Below are 17,988 nucleotides of genomic sequence, written 5' to 3'. Positions count from 1 at the left end.
GCGGTAGCTGCCGCCATTGCGCGCCTCGCCGCTGGACACGCCGCGCAGATAGTCGAGCACGGCCGACGACCCGAGCGTGGTTCGCTGTGCGGCGGTCAGGTTCGCCCACTGGAAGGGGATGCCGGCCGTGCCCGACCAGGTGTAGATGGAACGGTTGGCCGGTGTCGGCAGGTGTTCGGACGCCTCCAGCTCGGCGTGGTCGCCAGCGAACCGTCGGTCAGGATGCGGGTGGCCCACAGATCGCCGGTCCAGTTGCCGCCGACGAAGCGGGCCTGGAACAGCAGAGTGTTCGAGGTGACCGATGTACTGGTCGCGGATACGGTGCCGCTGGAGGCCACCCGCTCGCCGATGTCGGTCAGCATGGCCGACAGGCCGTCGATGAACTGTGTCGGATTGGACGCATTCACGAAGCCGCCGCGGCCATTCAGGCTGGCGTGCCAGAGGTCGTCCAGCTTGGCCGGCGAACTGAGCGTCGGATTCGGCCAGGTCTTGGTACCGGCGCTCAGTGCCGGCAGATCGGTGGCCGGGTCCAGCGTGCCACTGGTGCCCAGCGACAGGCCGAAAGTGACCATGTGCTGCCAGTTCGCCGGGTCACGGCTGCTGGTCGGAACGTTGTTGGCGATGCCGGTACGCAGATCGCGCTTGTAGTAGTGCATCGCCACGTCCGCCAGCGTGTTGCTGTGCGTGTCACGGTAAGGCCGCGCTTCATTGCCGTCAGCGTTCTGGCTGCCCACCGGCAGCGAAAAAGTGTCACCCCAGTAGCCGTCGGTGGTCAGGATGGTGAAGGACTGCCGGCAGGCCAGCGGATTGGTGTAGGCCGCGTCCTTCCACGGGTCGTCGGTTCCCGTCTTGGTCTCGAAGTAGTTGCCGGCCCAGTTCAGCGCGGTGCGCAGCGGCGTGCCGCTGGTGCCGATGTCGGTTTCGAGCAGGCGCTGGAACCAGGTTTCGCGATTGCTGCCGCTGAAGGTTCCACTGGTCGGTATCAGCAGCTGCCCGTCGCCGTTGATGGTGCGGAAACCAACCCGGTAATTGGTACCGAGCTGGCCAAAGGCGATCGACGCGCCAGCGCGCGCCGCGAGGATGCGACTGCGGTAGTAGCTGAACCAGTTGGCGAAGTTCTGCGTTTCCTGCGCAACCGTGCGGGTGACACCATTGGGCCAGCTGAAGCTGGTGATCTCGACCTCTGCCGCGGTGACCGGGTCGCGCTTGTAGGCCCGCGTGCCGCGGATCTGGTACTTCGTGTAATTCGCCGCACTGACCCGCGAGCCGCTGCCCCGATAGATGAAGAAGGTGATCGGCTGGAAGGTCTGATTGCACGGCGGACCGCAGGCGTAGCTCGCGGAATTCTGGTTGGTGTTCGACGTGTTGGTGAACCAGTACGCCGATTGCGTCTGCGACGCAGTGAGGTTGAGCGTGCCGCGAGAGGTGTCGGACGGGTTGTAAGGTGCCGCCGTCGGCGACACGTCGCCAAAGCTGACGCCGGTGTGGCGTATCCAGGGCTTGTAGGTTGTCTGCGGGTTGTAGAACACCGCGTTGTTGTCCGGCGACCGACTGAAGAAGTTGTGGATGTTGTTGTCCTGGAAGGTCGGCACCTGCGAGGTATAGGTGCTGCCGCCATACAGCCCGAACGGGACTGGAAACAGGTAGTAGGCGGAATAGAGGTTTTCGTCCGGCATGACCTCCCACTGCATCGAGCCGGAATCGTCGAGCAGGAACATCAGGTTGGGCGCGACCGCGCTGCCCACCATGATGGGGGCGTCAGCGATATCGACCGCCGCGCGCAGCGGCTGCCCTGCAAGGCAGGCCAGCAGCAGCGCAGCGAGGAAGCGACAGAAGGCGGGGAGCGGATGCATGGTCATGGCCGGTAAGTGGTCTGCAGCAACACCGAAGGTCGGCCGGACACCGGTGCGCTGCGCGCCGTGATGCGGTAGCGCGGTTTCAGGCAATCGGCGGCGATGGTGGTGACCGTATCGCAGTCGGGCGTGGACGGCCAGATGCCGAGATCCTCGATGATGTATTGCGGCGCCCCTGCCGCCTTGGCGCGCGTGTCGGCGTCGGCCCCTTCCCACCACACCGAGGCGCTGGCCCACACGGTGGCAGTCGCTTCCCAGCGATTGGCGAAATCCTCGGCACCCGGCGCCGGCTTCGGATAGAGGCCGCTGACCGTGCCGTCGAACGGTCCGGCGGTGCCGGTGGCGAGCAGCGCCTCCGCTTCGCGCAACGCCGATTCGGCTGCCTGGAAGGCGATCGCGCGGTCGTACAGATTGGCGCTCATGCGCTCCTGCATGCTGGTCCCGCGCATGCTCGCCAGACCGAGCAGCGTGATGGCGATCAACAGCATCAGTGCCACCACAAGGGTGACACCACGTTGCGCATGCACCCGATGCGCCGTCATGACATCCGGTTCCTGAGCGTGACGACATGCGTCATCGTCCGGCGCACGCGGTCGGTCACTGCTGCGGGGCGATCCGGTTCCTCTATCGTCAGACGCATGCGGACACCAGTGACTGCGTTCCAGTCGGTGACCGCCGATGCGGCGACATAGGCGCTGCCGCCTTCGATCAGGTAGTCGAGCTGCAGGTCGATCACGCCGTCGAGCACCTCTTCGGTCACCAGCGACAGCGTGCCGGCCTCGTTCTGCGGGGCCACGCGATAGAGCGAACGCGACGTCGTCGATGTGCGGCCGGTGTTGCCGACGTACCAGGCCAGGGACTCCAGCCGCATCACCACGGCATTCGCCTCGAAGCGGTAGGTCTGACCGGTTTCGCTGCAGTCAGGCGGATTGGCGAAGCCGAGGCCGCGCGAGCAGTTGCCGGGTGTGCCGCCGATGCCGTGCGACACCGTGCTGTCATCGGCTGCCGACACCTGGAACAGGCTGGCCTGGCTGAAATTGCAGACGATGGCCAGATCGCCGGCCGACAGCGCGCTGTTGCGCGGACTCAGCGTCAGCAACTGGCTGCCGGTATCGTGGTTGGCCACCGCCTGCGGCTGACTGCCGCTGCGCATGATGTGCAGTGCTGCGGTACCGGCGACGCGCTGACCGGCGCCCGAGCCGAAGGGCGCACCGGCGAAGGCGTCGCTGCCGCCGTAGCCGCGCACGCCGCCATTCCATTGCGTCCACCAAAGCGACGACGAATTGGTCAGCACATTGACGAACTGCAGCGCGCCGCCGCAGGAATTGAGCCCGGCTTCGCGGATGTCGCGGGCGAGCAGTTCGAACGCAGTGCGTGTCGATTCCTGGATGCGCGACAGACCTTCGGTCGTGTCGTAGGTCTGCCGGTTGCTCAGCATCAGCGCGATGGCGGCACCGATGATGAACAGCCCGAGCGTGAGCGCGATCATCAGTTCGATCAGCGTGCTGCCGCCCTGCCCGCGCGTACTCACAGTCGCGCCTCGATGCTGAAAGTCTGGTTGCTCAGGCCGCCCTGCACCCGGCTGTCGTCCCAGCGCACGCTGATGACGCAGCTTGCGGCAGCCCCCGCGCTGCAAGCCACGCCGCCACAGGCGGACGGTCCCATGCTGGTCTGCAGATCGGCCAGCCAGGCGGCAAGCTGGATCTCCGGAAAAGTGGCGCCGCCCGGCGAGGCGCAGTCGTCGTCGAGGGCGAGGTTGTAGCTACCGGCACGCGCCGCGGTGACGTCGGCGCGCAGGCGGTCGATCATCGTGTAAGCAGCCATGACGGCCGCACTGCGCTCGTAGGAACTTTGATTGGAACGCAGAGAGGCCATCTGCAGCGCAGCCATGCCCAGCATGCCGATGGCCAGCACGAATATGGCGACCAGCACCTCGATCAGCGAGATGCCGGACTGCGCTGCAGAGGCGCGCATCACGCGTCCTCCGGCGCCGCGCAGGCGGCAGAGGTCGTGCGTGCGACGCTGACGCGGCTGCCACCGCCCAGCCTGACGTCGCGCGCGTTCTGCTGCATCGTGGCCGATGCATGGCACAGCCGCAGCGTGGCCGTCTGCAGCAGGGTCTGGCCGGGTGCGCGCGCGAGACCGTCGGGCCGGAACACGATGCGGTTGCCGGCGCCGGCCAGCGCATTGCCCGCTACGGTCTGAAGGAGGTTGCCGTGAAAGGCGTGCGTACGGATGAGCACCTCGTCCGGGTTGCTCGCTGCGTTCGGGTTGTAGGTTCCGCTGCCGTCGGCGTCGACGAACACCATCCAGCCGGCCCAGCGGCCGGCGCCGGCGACGCAGCCGGTGGCGGCGGCCACCGTGGCGCCGTCCGTCGCGGCGCGGCAGAGGATGACGCGACGGTTCACGCGTATCGCTTCGGTGCGCGTCTGACCGAGTGCAGCCACCAGTTCGTTCGCCTCGCTGGCCAGCCGGTTGAGCATGATCAGGGACTGGAAGGACGGCACCGCGAACGCAGCGATCACGGCCAGGATGGCGATCGTGATCATCAGTTCCAGCAGCGTGAAACCCGACTGTGGATGGGGGCCGGACATGTGAGACGAGGTGAGCGACGATCAGTCGTATACGGCCTGCCCACCTTGCAGCTTGAGCGTCCCCTGGCCGGCGGCACGCCGTTCCGTGTCAATTTCGGTGTCTGCCACTCACTTCCAGCAGGCGGACACACCCGCCGCGGTCGAACAGCGCGCGGCCGAACCGGACGCACCCTTGGTACCGGTCTGGTTCAGCGTCAGCACGCAACCGCACTTGCTGTCGTTGTTCAGCTGGGCGTTGAGCGGCGTCGCCGTGATACCGAATGCGCGCGGCGTGTCGTCGTCGATGTTGGATGCGAAGGTGTAGAAGCCAGCCAGATCGGTGACGCACTGGCGCGTGTTCAGGTTGGTGCCGCCGCCGACATAGGTCAGATTGGTGGTGAAAAAGCGTTCGAGCGCCTGCGCCTGTTCCGACAGACAGGCGGCGGCCGTCGCGCGCCGGCTGTCGATCACGTACTGGGTGTAGTTCGGATAGGCGATCGCGGCGAGGATGCCGATGATGGCGACCACGATCATCAGTTCGACCAGCGTGAAGCCGCGCTGCAGGCGAGTGTTGTTGGCAGTGTTCATCTCTGTGTATTCCGTGTCAGTCGGCGATCAGTTCGCGCCAGGAAATCCGGCCGAAACGGTCGGGCAGGTTCAGGCGCTCGCGCAGAATACCGAGATCGGACGTATTGACCAGTGCGTCCGAGCGCCCGACCGTCGTTCCGCCGGTCGAGCCACCGCTCTGGTTGCCGGAACCACCCTCGTTGCGCACGAGGATGGGGCTGGACGGCATCGATCCGGTACTGACGGCGCTGACGTAGTAATTGGTGCTCGAGTCACCGGTGGTGACGGTCACCTGGGTACGGTTGGCGAACAGGTCGGCGTCGAGGCGGCCACCGGTGTAGGGGTCGATGGCCATCAGCCAGCCCGAGCCGCCCGGTGTGCAGGGATCGTCCGCCGGAATCGCACTGGTCGCGAACAATGCACCACCGAAGGCCTGCACGCCGTAGATCATGCGTTCGCCTGCCGCCGTGCCGGTGGGCGGAACGAGATCCAGATACCAGCCCTTGCGGATGTAGGTGCCGTCCGCATCGATGACCCGGTCGCCGCCTGTCGTGTCGCCCTGTGCGGAAATGACCCTCACCTTGACAGTTTCGCTCGTCGTTTCGGTCTCGCCTTCGGCGTTCTCGGTCTCCGTCGTGGTGGTCTGTTCGGTTTCGACCAGAACCACGCGCTGCGCCAGATCCGAGCGCCCGCTTACCGGAGACGTGGCCGCGTTCGGGTAGTTGTCGTAAAGACCGTACCAGGTCTGCAGTGCGGTACTGGCGCGATCGGTGTCGCCGAGGAACTGGCCGGTACCGAAGGACACCCAGCGCGTGCCGGTAGAGGGGTCGAGCAGCACCTCGACCTTGGAGGTGATCGGCTGCGGCGTGCCCGACGCGTTACGCGCGCGGAACAGCGGCAGCGGCGACGTGTCGGTGCCGAACGACACCTTCCACTGGGACGGCGTGCTGGAGGTGACGTCGAAACGCCACAGATTGCCGCGCAGGTCGCCCGCATAGACGTAGTCGATATCGCCGTCGCTGTCCTCGTCCCAGGTGGTCACTTCGGCCAGACCGTTGCTGACGCACGGGTCGTCGGTCTCCGGGCAGGCGCCAGTGTCGATCTTCTGTATCAGCGCACCGGTCGTTGCATTGACGACGAACAGGAAGCCCTTGTACTCGTTGCTGTTGTAGCCGTTGCCCACCAGCACCGCCCAGTCGCCGTTATTCATCCTGCCAACGACCGGCCTGCCGGTGAATTTGCCAAAGTCAGCGTCCGAGAATTCCCACATGACGCGCCGTCCGGCGGGGTTGTCGGCCGGGATGGTCGGATCGCTGACATCGAGCGCGTACAGCTGACGCCCGCCGCGGCCGGTGGAACCTACCAGTAGCGTGCGCCACGCGTTCGCGGTGCCGGCGTCATAGACGTCGGCCACGGTCAGTGCGCCGTCGTTGATGAACTGGTGGGTGTAGCTGGGCCGAGTCAGCTGATACATCTGCGCCAGCGACGACGAAGGCACGTAGGCGAAGCGCTCCGCACCCGTACTCGCGACGAAACCGTGCAGCATGCCGTCGTTCGCTGCGACATAGAGCATCGGTGTGCGGTCCGAACGCAGCGTCCGGTGTGTCTGGTAGGTCGAAGCGCCGGGCCACGAAAAACGCTCGTAGGCGAAGTCGTCCGGCGCCGCGACATAGACCGGCGACGAATGCACGATGTCGCCGATCAGCGACGAGCGATTGCGGAAGGTACCGCCTTCGCTCGACTCGCCGCTGCGCACGCCCCGCAGGTAATCGAGCACGGCGCTGTTGTTGCCCAGCGTGGCCTTCTGCGCGTCGCTGAGCTGGTCCCACACGAAAGGGACCGCAGTGCTGCCATTGCGCGTGTAGATGTTCCGGTTGGCCGGGGTCGGTACCCGTTCCGATGCCCGCCACTCCGGCACGATCGGGATTTCGCCGTCACTGCCGATCAGGAAGGAAAAGATGTCGCCGGTCCACACCTCGCTGGTGAATCGCGCCTGGAACACCCGGCTGCCCTGCCGCAGCTGGGCTGACGACACGCCCAGGTTGGACGACGACGCGGTGCGCGCGACGATGGAGTCCAGCGCGCCCTTCAGGCCGTCGGCGAATTCCTGCGGGTCACCAGCATTGACGAATTGACCGCGGCCGTTGATCGTCGCGTGCCACAGGTCGTCGAGCTTGCCGGCGTCGGTGGAAATGCTCGGCCAGGAAATCTCGCCCGAGGTCAGGCGTGGCAGATCGGTTGCCGTATTCAGCGAGCCGGTAAGACCGAAGGACACGCCGAAGGTGTTCATGTGCTGCCGGTTGTTGCCGTCCTCCGGGGTGGTCGGCACGTTGTCCTCGATGTCGGGCTGCAGATCGGTGTCGTAGTAGTACATCGCGATGTCTGCGAGCGTGACCGACTGCGTATCCGCGTAGGGCCGACCCTTGGTGCCGTCGGCATTGCCTGCGGTCGAGTAGACCGTGCTGTTGTCGTTGTAATAGCCGTCGGTGGTCAGGATGGCAAAACTCTGACGGCAGCTCAGCGGGGCGCCACCAACGTTCGGGCCCCATGGGTCAGCCGTTTTGAAGTAGGCGCCTGCGTTCCACAGCGATATGCGCAGCGGTGTGTTGCCGTCGGCCACGGCGTCGAACAGGCTGGTGAAGAAATTGCTGCGATTCGTATCCGAGAAGGTGCCGTTGGTCGGGATATCCAGCCATCCCGTCGTGCCGTTGATGGTACGGAAGCCCACTCGGTAGTTCTGCCCCAGCGTCGAAAAGGCGTAGCTCACCCCGCCCTTCGCCGCATTGATACGGCTGCGGTTGTAGGTGTACCAGTTGGCGAAGTTCTGCTTTTCCTGGTCCAGCGTGCGCGTGATGCCGCCCGCCCAGCTGAAGCTGGTTACTGCGGTTTCGGTGCCATCCGCCATGTCCTTGCGAGTGGCGGCAGCGCCAACGATGCGATAACGATAGTAATTGGCCCGCTCGTAGATCGATCCCGTGCCCTTATGGACGAAGAAGGTCATCGGCGCGTAGGTCTGGGCACAGGTGTCGTCCGGTTGCGTGTTGCCATCAGGGCCGTCCGGGCATGAGAAGGTGCGCGGCACCGCAGAAGAACTTGCGGAGAAGGTCGTGACCGAGGTGTTCGTCCGCCAGCGGAAGGTGTGCGTCTTTTCCGTCGTCAGGTCTATCGTCGTGGTCGAGCCGGGACGGATCGGTGCGGCCGTCGGCGAGGACTGGGCATAGCCGGTTCCGTCCGCGTTCGTCCAGGTACGGTAGGTCACGTTGGGGTTGTAGTAGATGCGGTTCAGCGACGATGACCGGAGCGCCAGATTGAATATGTTCAGGTCGTCATAGTCGGGCATGTACACGCTCGTACTGCCGGTGTTGCGCATCGCCAGTTCGAAATCCCAGATGTCCCGGAAGTAGTCGGGCAGCGTCTCGTAGAGCATCGACCCGGAGTTGTCGAGAATCATCATCACATTCGGCGCAGCGGTCACGTTCAGCACCAGCGGCAGATTCGAAATCTCGGTCTGTGCGATTGCCGGCGCCGACGCAAACGCAGCGAGCAATGCCGTGCTCAGTGCGCGTTTGCGCCAGCCGAAGCGGGAGGGGATTGCGCTCATGATGCGTACTCCGAGTGAATTCACGGCCGGTAGTTGGTCTGAAGGACGACGTTGGGCAGCCCGTCGATAGGCGGCATGCGTGCGGTCACGCGATAGCGCGGCCCGCGGCAGCTGGTGTCGCCGCGCTGGCCGCAGCCGGTGCCGTCTTCCGACATGCCCATATACTCGATGATGTACTGCGGCTGGCGGCTGGCTCCGCCCAGCCGCGCCTTCATGTCGTCGTCGACGCTGCCCCACCAGGTGGTGGCGCTGGCCCAGGTCGTCGCGGAGTCCTTCCAGCGTTCGACGTAGGTTGCACTGGAAGCAGAGGGCGTTTCGCTCTCTGTGGCCGATTCGGTTGCCGACGGCCCGGGTGCTGCGCAGCTGGGTGGCACCCCGTTGGGTGGGCAATAGAGCCCGGCGCTGTTGGTAACCGCGGTATTGATGGTGATTCGGGCCTCAGCCTCGCGCAGCGCCGATTCGACAGCCTGGAAGGCAAGGCTGCGGTCATACAGATTGGCCCCCATGCGCTCCTGCATGCTGGTGCTGCGGATGCTGGCCAGCCCGAGCAGCGTCATTACGACCAGCATGACCAGCGCGATCAGCAGGGTCGCACCGCGCTGACGTGCCCTCGGATGAAGATGGACTGTCATGGCACACGATTCCTAAGATTGACCACGTGCGTGAGCGTGCGCGTCAGACGCGGCTGCGTCGTGCTGGTGGTCGTGCCGGATTCCGGTGACTCGATGGTGAGCTGAATCTCGACGCCGGTGACGAGGCGCCAGTCAGCTACCGTATCGGCATTGCGATACGCATCCTCGCGGTCGTACATGTAGCGCAGCTGCATGCCACGCACGCCTTCGACCACTTCTTCGATCACCGGACCTGCATTGCCCGCACCGTCGTTTACAACGCGGATGCGGTACAACGAGGTTGGACTGCTTTCGCTGCCGGTGCGTCCGTTGTTGCCGACGAACCAGGCAACAGGCTCGAAGCGCATCACTTGCGAACCCGGCTGGAAGGATCGCGTGACCGTGGCAGTGCACAGGGGGCGGAAACCCAGCGTGTTGGCGCAATTGCCGGGAGTTACGGCCACGTCTGCGCGCGACGCGTGTGAAACGGAGTTCGCATCAGCATTCACGCCGGTCACCTGAAACAGGGTCGTGTCCTCGTAGTCGCAGACCACGAGCAGGTCGCCAGCAACGAAGCTGTGGCCCTGGCCGCCCGGCTTTTCCAACGCGATGGACCGGGCCGGCACGGTCAGCCCGGCGAGTGTTGCATCGGCCGCGGCGGCGTTGTGCACCTTGACCGGGAATGCATTGGTTGATGCGTGCATCAGTTCTATCATGTCCGTGTTGGCGACCCGGTTCTGCGCCGCCGAGCCGAATGCGACCGCGGTCGATACGTCGCTGTCGTTGAACCCGCGCAGGCCACCATTCCAGTCCGTCCACCAGCGAGCGGTCGCCGGATCGGCAAGCAGGTTCATCACCCGCACGCCGCCACTGCACGCGTTGATGCCGGCGGCGCGCAGGTCGCGCGACATCAGGTCGAAGGTGATGCGCGTCGCCTCCTGCACCCGCGCAAGCGACTCTGTCGTGCGGTAGGACTGGCGGTTGCCGAGCATCAGCGACATTGCGCCGACCGACACGATCAGACCCAGCGCCAGCGCAACCATCACCTCGACCAGCGAAATGCCGCTCTGGCTGTTGATTTGCTGGCTCATATGCGCACGTCCACTTCGAAAATCTGAGCCGCCGCGCCACCCTGCACCCGACTGTCGTCCCAACGCACCGAAATCCGGCAGAACACCGGGCTACCGGTGCAGTTAATGCCACCGCAGGCGTTATCCCCGAGATTTGTCGTCAATTCGCCCAGCCAGCGCTGAATATCCACCGATACGCGATCCGTGCCTTCCGGCGCCGTGCAGGCACCCGTGGGCAGCGCGCGGTTATAGCTGCCGTCACGCTCCCAGCGCTGGTTGCTGCGTATGCGCTCGACGATGGAATTGGCGGAAATCACCGCTGCGTTCCGTTCGAACGCGCTCTGGTTGGCCTTCATCGCCATCGTCTGCATGCCGGCGATGCCGAGCATGCCGAAGGCAAGCACGAACAGCGCAACCAGCACTTCGATCAGCGACACACCGGCCTGCCGGTGCGCTTTCACAGACATGCTCATGTACCTCCCTCCGCTTCTTCCGTCGGCGTCTCGACTGCGGCCGTGACGCCACAGCTCGCGTTGCCGCCGCGCGTCACGGCCATGCGGCTGCCGGAAATCAGATTTACGTTGCGTGCATTGGCGGTCGTCGGCAGCGAGCCGCTGCTGTCGCATACGCTGATCCCGGCGGTCTGCAGCGCGAGCGAACCCGGTGCGCGCGCCAGACCGTCCGGGCGGAAGGCGATCTGGTTGCCGGCCGCTCGCAGCGCCTCGTCGGACACCAGATTGAGCGTCGTGCCGGTGATCACCTGCTCACGCAGCAGCTCACTCGCGTCGAACACACCATCGGCGTCGTTATCGACGAAGACCACCCACCTCTGCCACCGCTCACCGTCGGCTGTCGTGACGCAGCCGGTGGCCGAGGCACGGCAAAGCACGACGCGGCGCTGCGAGCGCACCGCCTCGGAGCGCGCCAAATTGAGCCCGGCGAGCAGTTCGTTCGCCTCCGACGTCAGTCGGTTTGACGCGATGAAGCTCTGGAACGCAGGCAGCGCAAAGGCTGAAATGATGGCGAGCAGCGCCACCACGATCATCAGTTCGATCAAGGTGAAGCCGTGCTGGGCTGACCTGGCAGGAATCATGAGCTGCAAGTCCATGCGGAGAATTTGTGACTTGAGGTTAAATCAGCGCAGCGTCAATCTCGACCCGACGATGACGAACGGCAGAAGTCATCGCCCGAACGGCGCCGCGCCGACCGCTCGCGTGAAATGCGTCACGCGCCCGCGCCGCCCTGCTCTGCTGCACAATGCGCACCGGACATCACACGCCCTCTCTTCATGACGACGCCCGAACACGCCACCGCCGGCAAGCTGACCGAGCATCCGCTGCGCTACAAGCTGAACAACGAACTGCACGCCCGACCGCCGGTGCCGGTCGCGCATCCGCAGCTGGTGTCCTACGTGGCGCTGATGCACGACGGCGTGCGCGAAGACGACGAACTGCGCCACTTGCAGTTACTGGCCGACGCCTACGCCCGCCCGCTGCCGCTGGCCGAGGGCGGTCACCTGCAGCTCGACCTCGGCGACTTCAAGCTGAAGTGGGAGCGCCACAACGAGTTCTCCAGCTATGCCTTCTTCCGCACGCCGGAGGCCAGCGAGGATTGCAGCCGCGGCGCCCTGGCGTCCGTACCCGCGCACTGGTTCGAGGGCCTGCCCGGATCGCTGATGGTGGCTACCCATATCGAATTGCGCTCGACCGCCGAACTGCCGCCGCGCAGCGTGATGGACCGGCTGATCGCCAGCGGCCGGCAGGCGGTCGGCGCCCAGGTGTCGGATGGCGCCGCCTGGGTATTCACCGACTTCATGCTGACCGATGGCTGGTCGCGCTACACCGTGCTCGACGAGCGGCTGACGCCGCGCCAGGCCGGGCGCACGGTGCAGCGACTGCTGGAAATCGAGACCTACCGCATCATCGCCCTGCTCGCTTTTCCGGTGGCGAAGGACGTCGGCCGCCTGCTTGGTCGTGCAGAGGGGGAACTGGCCAATCTGATGGATGGCATGGGGAGCGCATCCAGCGCCGAGGACGAACGCAGCGTGCTGTCGCACCTGACGCGCCTCGCGGCAGAAGTCGAGCACTCGGTCGCCCGCACCACCTTCCGCTTCGGTGCCGCCCAGGCCTATTACCGACTGGTGCGCAGCCGCATCGCCGAACTGCGCGAACAGCGCATCGAAGGCTTTCCGACCATAGGCGAATTCATGGACCGCCGGCTCGCGCCGGCGATCTCCACCTGTGAAGCGATCGCCCGCCGTCAGGACGATCTGTCCGGCCGCGTCGCACGCAATTCGCAACTGCTGCGCACCCGGGTCGACATCGAACTGCAGCGGCAGAACCAGGAACTGCTGGCGCAGATGAACAGGCGCGCGCGTCTGCAATTGCGTCTGCAGGAAACAGTCGAAGGGCTGTCCATCGTCGCCATCACCTATTACGCCTCGCAACTGGTGCAGTACCTCGCGAAGGGCGTGAAGCACCTGCTGCCGTTGAGCCCGGAGGCGATCACCGCGATCTCGATTCCGCTCATCGCCGGTCTTGTCGCGCTCGGCCTGCGACGCATGCGCCGCAAGCTCGCGGCGGAAGAAGGCGCGCACTGATCAACCGCTCCCGGATGGGGGCGCCGTAACACGCCGGTCGCGGCAACTACTGCCGACGATGCGCTCGGCATCGGTGCGCGCGCGCACCGGTGGTGTGCATCGCACCGCGCTCGGCGCGACCTTTGCCACGCAGGAATGCGGAAGGCGACGGGTGGCCTGCCTCTTGCATGAGCGCAGGCATGAATACGCTCACGCTCCCAGATCCGACCTCGCAGGCAAGCATCCGTCTGCGTCTCCCGCTCTCGACTTCGCTGCACGGCGCGCTTGCCATCGTGCTCGCCTTTGCCGCCGGCTGGCTTGCCAGCCTGTCGGGCTGGGTGGCGACCACTGCGCTGCTGCCGCTCGCTGCAAGCCTGTTCTGCCTGTCGCTGCAGCGACGACGCGAGGCGCGCGCGCAACAGGCGCTGACCCGCTTCGCCATGGCGCTCGAAAGCGGTGACCTGACCGTCCGACTGCAGCCCGGCAGCATCGATGCCCCGGCGCTGCTGGAGAGCATGAACAGCATGGCGCGCTCATTCGTCCGGCTGATGACTCGACTGTCGCGCGCGGTACGCGAGCTGGAGCACTCGGCGCGCGAGAGCAGCGCCAACGCGCAGGCCGGCGACAGCGGCGTGCGCTCGCAGCGCGAAGTGACCGTCGGGTCGGCCGCGACGCTCGAACAGCTGTCGACCAGTCTCGCGCTCAGTTCCGAACAGGCCGGCGACGCCGCCGCAATGGCGCGCGCCGCGCACGAGGCAGCTGGCGACGGCATGCGCACAGGCAGACAGCTGGGCCTGCGCATGGACGACATCGCCGCCGACATGCAGACAGCCGGTGAACGCATGGCCCAGCTTGATACCTGTTCGATCGACATCGGCGGCATCGTCGGCACCATCGCCTCGATCGCCGAGAAGACCAATCTGCTGGCACTCAACGCAGCGATCGAGGCGGCGCGCGCCGGTGAGGCCGGGCGTGGCTTCGCCGTGGTCGCCGACGAAGTGGGCAAGCTGGCCGGCCTGACCCGGCAGGCCACTGACGAGGTTCAGGCGCTGATCGAGCGCCTGCAGGGTGAAGTGTCGGCCGCCAGCCAGGCATTGCGCGCTGCCGGCGACGAAGTCGCGCTGGGCTCCGCTGAGACGGCCACGGTGCTCGCCGGCCTGCAGCATATCGCGGCACAGATCGACACCACGCTGCACGCGGTGACCGAAATCGCCCAGGCCAGCATCGAACAGAGCCGCGCCGCCGAAGCCTTGGCGCGCGACGTCGAACAGGTCGCCGGCCTTGCCGAACGGAACGAGCACCTGGTGCATGACAACCAGGAACTGTCGGGCTATCTCGAACAGATGGCCGGACAGCTCGGCGACACGCTCAAAACCTACCGCTTCGAACCGACATGCTGAATGCAATTTTCATCTCCACCGCGCTGATAGTGGCCCTGGCGCTGCTGTCCTGGCACCGGCGCAGAACGGCCTCGCAGACTGCGCACACGGCACTGCGCGCGCTCGACGACTGTGCGCTGCTGCTGCAGCTGGTGCGCACGCTGCAACAGCACCGCGGCATGAGCGTCGCATGGCTGGCGGGCGATGCCAGCTTCGCCCCGCAGATGCGGCAACGGCAGCTGGAGATCGATCGCTGCATCGCGACACTCGACGGCACCGTGCGCGCCGAGGAGGCGATGCCGCGTGCCTGCCTCACTCACAACGAACTGATGGTGTTCCGCTTCCAGTGGCGCGAGCTGATCGAGCTGCTCGGCAATGGTGGACTGTTGCCCGAACAGAGCCTGAGCCGCCACGGCCAACTGGTGTCGCGTGCGCTTGAGTGGCTGGACGCGCTGGGCGAAAGTCGGGTCGAACTGGGCGCGGCCGGTCGCGTCGATGCGGGCCGCGTACGCAACCACGTCGCCAGTCTGCCGGCACTGGCCGAATACCTCGGTCAGGCCCGCGCCATCGGCACCGGCGTCGCATCGCGTGGTCAGTGCGCACCGGTGGCGCGCGTACGCCTGATGTTCCTCGCCGCACGCATCGATGCGCTGGTCCGGCAGGCACTGGCTGCGGCCGACGGCAGCCGCGCCGCGATCGAGGCTGGACGCAATGTCGGCGGCATGATGACGACGCTGCGCCGCAATCTGCTGGGCGAGACAGGCGGTATCACTGCCCAGGCCTGGTTCGCCGAAGCGACCCGCGCCATCGACAGCGTGTATGCGTGGGTCGATGAATGCGGTGTCGAACTGCGACGGGAACTGCAGGCGCCGACTGCGCTGCTGCAGCCCGCCATGGCTGCGCACTGAGCGTTCGTGCGCGGGGACAGGCCGCGGATGTGCTCGAAGTCGTCCCTCGGCAGCTAGATCAGGCGCGATTATTGTGGGAGCGGCCTTGGCCGCGACTTGGCTGCCGTCGGCCGCAGGCTTCGATGCAGGCTGCCGTCGGGGTCAAGACCCCTCCCACAGAACCCTTGCAAAGCCTCCTGCTGCGAGTCTTGCGCCCTCCCTGTGAGAGCGGCCTTGGCCGCGACGCGGCGTATGCAGGCCGCCGGTTTCGCTTCAGGTATCAGTCGCGGTCAGGAGACCGCTTCCGCAACCTTCGTCAATCCAGCTCGCGCAGCCGCGCGAATGCTTCCTCCAGCCGTTCCACGGGTATGACGGTCAGCCCGTCGATCGCCTGCTTCGGTGCGTTCGCGCGTGGGATAAGGGCATGGGTGAAGCCAAGCTTGGCCGCCTCGCGCAGACGTTCCTGACCACGCGGGGCTGGCCGGATCTCGCCGGCAAGACCGACTTCGCCGAAGGCGATCAGCTTGGCTGGCAGCGGCCGGTTCTTCAGAGACGACACGATGGCCAGCAGCACAGCCAGATCGCCGGCCGGCTCGCCGATCTTGACGCCGCCCACCGCATTGACGAACACGTCCTGGTCGGCGCAAGTGACGCCGGCGTGCCGGTGCAGCACCGCCAGCAGCATCGCCAGGCGCGCGCTGTCGAGCCCGACGGTGAGCCGGCGCGGATTGCCGTGCGCGCTGTCTACCAGCGCCTGTATCTCGACCAGCAGCGGTCGCGTACCTTCCTGCGTCACCAGCACGCAGGAACCGGGCACCGGCTGGGCGTGCTGCGACAGGAACAGCGCCGACGGATTCGATACGCCACGCAGTCCGCGCTCGGTCATCGCGAAAACGCCCAGTTCATTGACCGCGCCGTAGCGGTTCTTGAAGGCGCGGACCAGGCGGAAGCTCGATCCGGTCTCGCCTTCGAAATAGAGCACCGTATCGACGATGTGTTCGAGCACGCGCGGCCCCGCCAGCGTGCCTTCCTTGGTCACGTGGCCGACCAGGATGAGACTGTGCCCGGCCTGTTTGGCCGCGCGCGTGAGCTGGGCCGCGCATTCGCGCACCTGGGCGACCGAACCGGGCGCCGACGTGAGCTGTTCGGAATAGACGGTCTGGATGGAGTCGATCACCACGACGCGCGGTCGCGTATCGTTCAGCGCGGCGCCGATCTTCTCCAGATTGATTTCGGCCAGCAGCTGCATGCCGGCCGGGTCGAGCGCCAGCCGCTGCGCGCGCAGCGCAACCTGCTCGCCCGATTCCTCGCCGGTCACGTAGAGCGCCGGTACGCGCGGCGCGAGCTGGGCCAGCGCCTGCAGCAGCAGTGTCGACTTTCCGATACCCGGGTCGCCACCGATCAGCACCACGCCGCCCGGCACCAGGCCGCCCCCCAGCACACGGTCGAATTCATCCAGACCGGTGGGCAGCCGCGGCTCCTCGCGCGGCCGGATGTCGGCCAGCGCCTGCACTTTCGCGGTGCCGGCGAGCGAGGCGAAGCGGTGCGCGCCGGAGCCCTGCTCCGGCACCGTTTCGACCAGTGAATTCCAGGCTTTGCAGTCGGCGCACTGGCCGGCCCACTTCGGGCTGACCGCGCCACATTCGTTGCAGACGTAACTGGTTTTCGGCTTCGCCATCTTGTTCAGCGGGCGAGTGCGACGGCCAGTTGCGTTTCAGGCAGTTCGGCCGCGCCGATCTCGACCGCCGGCACGCGCAGGGCCAATGCACAGACCAGCTCGTAATTGACCGTACCGGCACGCATCGCCACTTCGTCCAGCGACACGTGTTCGCCCCACAGTTCGACCACGCTGCCGAGGCCGGCTTGCGGAATATCCGTCAGGTCGACGGCGATCATGTCCATCGACACCCGGCCGACCAGCCGGCTGCGCACACCATCGACCGCCACCGGGGTGCCGCTTGGCGCGTGACGGGGGTAGCCGTCAGCGTAGCCGCAGGCCACGGTGCCGACGCGCATCGAACGCTCGGCGGTGAACATGCCGCCGTAGCCGACGCGGTCGCCCGGTTGCAGGTGTTGCACCGCGATGACCCGCGCCTCGAAGCGCATGACCGGCTTCAGGCCGATGTCGGCAGCCGTCGCGTGGGCCGTGGCCGGGCTGGCGCCATACAGCAGGATGCCGGGGCGTACCCAGTCGGCGTGCGTCTGCGGGAAGCGCAGCAAGGCGGCGGAATTCGCCATCGACACCGGGCCGTCGAACTGGGCGGCCAGCGGCGCGAAACGCGCGAACTGGGCATCGACACCGCGCTCGCCGTCGGCGTCGGCAAAATGGGTCATCAGGCCGATCTGACCGGCGTGCGGCCAGGCGCGCAGGCGCGCCAGTGCGGCCGGCACCTGGGCCGGCGTAATGCCAAGCCGGTTCATGCCGGTATTCACCTTCAGGAAGAGCGGAATGCGCGCGCCGGCCGGCAGTTGCGCCGATTCGAGCCAGTCGAGCTGCTCCAGCGTGTGCACCACGGTGGACAGCCTGCGCGCGGCGATTTCCGGCAGGTCCTTGGCGCCGAAGAAACCTTCGAGCAGCAGGATGGGCTGCGTGATGCCGGCTTCGCGCAGGCGGACGGCGTCTTCCAGGTCGAGCAGCGCGAAGCCGTCGGCCAGCGTCGCCAGGCCGCGCGCGATGCGCATGATGCCGTGACCGTAGGCGTTGGCCTTGATCACGGCCCACATCTTGACGCCGCCGGCGAGCTCGCGCGTGCGCAGATAGTTGTGGCGCAGCGCATCGAAATCGATGCAGGCGTGGATGGGACGGAAAAGCGGAAAGGGTTCGGTGTAGTGCGGGCGCGACATGAGGGGCGTTCGGCGGGAACTGCGA

16 protein-coding genes are annotated in these 17,988 nt (G+C 66.3%); 3 read left to right on the top strand and 13 right to left on the bottom strand.

Annotation, left to right across the window (positions count from 1 at the left end; translation table 11 throughout):
- Positions 1-95 precede the first annotated feature (95 nt).
- From METRZ18153_RS21105 to METRZ18153_RS0110050, 11 genes are all read right to left on the bottom strand, one after another.
- On the bottom strand, positions 96-1,853 hold the full coding sequence (locus METRZ18153_RS21105; RefSeq protein ID WP_232416020.1) for a pilus assembly protein: 1,758 nt from the start codon (positions 1,851-1,853) through the stop codon (positions 96-98).
- A 2-nt stretch (positions 1,854-1,855) separates the two neighbouring features.
- Entirely contained in the window at positions 1,856-2,395 is a 540-nt protein-coding gene (locus METRZ18153_RS0110095) for a pilus assembly PilX family protein (RefSeq protein ID WP_020164629.1), read from the bottom strand.
- Positions 2,392-3,384, bottom strand: a complete 993-nt coding sequence (locus METRZ18153_RS0110090) for a prepilin-type N-terminal cleavage/methylation domain-containing protein (protein ID WP_020164628.1) — start codon at positions 3,382-3,384, stop codon at positions 2,392-2,394. Before METRZ18153_RS0110090 ends, METRZ18153_RS0110095 begins: the two co-directional genes overlap by 4 nt.
- The gene (gene pilV, locus METRZ18153_RS0110085) at positions 3,381-3,827 is read right to left on the bottom strand and encodes a type IV pilus modification protein PilV (RefSeq protein WP_020164627.1); all 447 of its coding nucleotides are present in this window, start codon (positions 3,825-3,827) and stop codon (positions 3,381-3,383) included. The genes METRZ18153_RS0110090 and pilV (METRZ18153_RS0110085) overlap by 4 nt, the downstream gene beginning before the upstream one ends.
- Positions 3,827-4,447 carry a GspH/FimT family pseudopilin gene (locus tag METRZ18153_RS0110080; protein ID WP_020164626.1) on the bottom strand — a complete coding sequence of 207 codons (621 nt, stop codon included), beginning with the start codon at positions 4,445-4,447 and terminating at the stop codon, positions 3,827-3,829. Before METRZ18153_RS0110080 ends, pilV (METRZ18153_RS0110085) begins: the two co-directional genes overlap by 1 nt.
- A 108-nt stretch (positions 4,448-4,555) precedes the next feature.
- Entirely contained in the window at positions 4,556-5,014 is a 459-nt protein-coding gene (locus METRZ18153_RS0110075) for a type IV pilin protein (protein ID WP_020164625.1), read from the bottom strand.
- Positions 5,015-5,030: 16 nt separating this feature from the next.
- On the bottom strand, positions 5,031-8,594 hold the full coding sequence (locus METRZ18153_RS0110070; protein ID WP_051091678.1) for a pilus assembly protein: 3,564 nt from the start codon (positions 8,592-8,594) through the stop codon (positions 5,031-5,033).
- A 20-nt stretch (positions 8,595-8,614) separates the two neighbouring features.
- Positions 8,615-9,226: a pilus assembly PilX family protein gene (locus METRZ18153_RS0110065; protein WP_020164623.1), complete on the bottom strand. Its 612-nt coding sequence runs from the start codon at positions 9,224-9,226 to the stop codon at positions 8,615-8,617.
- Positions 9,223-10,296, bottom strand: a complete 1,074-nt coding sequence (locus METRZ18153_RS0110060; RefSeq protein ID WP_020164622.1) for a prepilin-type N-terminal cleavage/methylation domain-containing protein — start codon at positions 10,294-10,296, stop codon at positions 9,223-9,225. The genes METRZ18153_RS0110065 and METRZ18153_RS0110060 overlap by 4 nt, the downstream gene beginning before the upstream one ends.
- On the bottom strand, positions 10,293-10,748 hold the full coding sequence (pilV, locus tag METRZ18153_RS0110055) for a type IV pilus modification protein PilV (RefSeq protein WP_020164621.1): 456 nt from the start codon (positions 10,746-10,748) through the stop codon (positions 10,293-10,295). The genes METRZ18153_RS0110060 and pilV (METRZ18153_RS0110055) overlap by 4 nt, the downstream gene beginning before the upstream one ends.
- Complete coding sequence (locus METRZ18153_RS0110050; protein WP_020164620.1) at positions 10,745-11,383, bottom strand: GspH/FimT family pseudopilin; 639 nt, start codon at positions 11,381-11,383, stop codon at positions 10,745-10,747. Before METRZ18153_RS0110050 ends, pilV (METRZ18153_RS0110055) begins: the two co-directional genes overlap by 4 nt.
- Positions 11,384-11,563: 180 nt before the next feature.
- On the opposite strand from METRZ18153_RS0110050, the gene METRZ18153_RS0110045 reads away from it, so the two are divergent.
- The 3 genes from METRZ18153_RS0110045 to METRZ18153_RS0110035 all read left to right on the top strand — a co-directional run bounded on the left by METRZ18153_RS0110045 (position 11,564) and on the right by METRZ18153_RS0110035 (position 15,140).
- A complete protein-coding gene (locus tag METRZ18153_RS0110045; RefSeq protein ID WP_020164619.1) occupies positions 11,564-12,874 on the top strand; it encodes a DUF3422 family protein in 1,311 nt (436 codons plus the stop codon).
- 179 nt (positions 12,875-13,053) lie between these two features.
- Positions 13,054-14,253: a methyl-accepting chemotaxis protein gene (locus METRZ18153_RS0110040; protein WP_020164618.1), complete on the top strand. Its 1,200-nt coding sequence runs from the start codon at positions 13,054-13,056 to the stop codon at positions 14,251-14,253.
- The gene (locus tag METRZ18153_RS0110035) at positions 14,247-15,140 is read left to right on the top strand and encodes a nitrate- and nitrite sensing domain-containing protein (RefSeq protein WP_020164617.1); all 894 of its coding nucleotides are present in this window, start codon (positions 14,247-14,249) and stop codon (positions 15,138-15,140) included. Before METRZ18153_RS0110040 ends, METRZ18153_RS0110035 begins: the two co-directional genes overlap by 7 nt.
- 295 nt (positions 15,141-15,435) lie before the next feature.
- Here the strand turns inward: METRZ18153_RS0110035 and radA are convergent, their stop codons facing one another.
- Together radA and alr are read right to left on the bottom strand one after the other, a co-directional pair.
- A complete protein-coding gene (gene radA / locus METRZ18153_RS0110030) occupies positions 15,436-16,797 on the bottom strand; it encodes a DNA repair protein RadA (protein ID WP_020164616.1) in 1,362 nt (453 codons plus the stop codon).
- A gap of 5 nt (positions 16,798-16,802) precedes the next feature.
- Complete coding sequence (gene alr / locus METRZ18153_RS0110025) at positions 16,803-17,963, bottom strand: alanine racemase (RefSeq protein WP_020164615.1); 1,161 nt, start codon at positions 17,961-17,963, stop codon at positions 16,803-16,805.
- Between the last annotated feature and the right edge of the window lie 25 nt (positions 17,964-17,988).

Origin of the sequence: Methyloversatilis discipulorum (genome assembly GCF_000385375.1) — a bacterium.
Lineage (GTDB): Bacteria > Pseudomonadota > Gammaproteobacteria > Burkholderiales > Rhodocyclaceae > Methyloversatilis > Methyloversatilis discipulorum_A.
The sequence above is the reverse complement of the archived record's forward strand: the minus strand, read 5'-3'. Positions and strand labels throughout refer to the sequence as shown.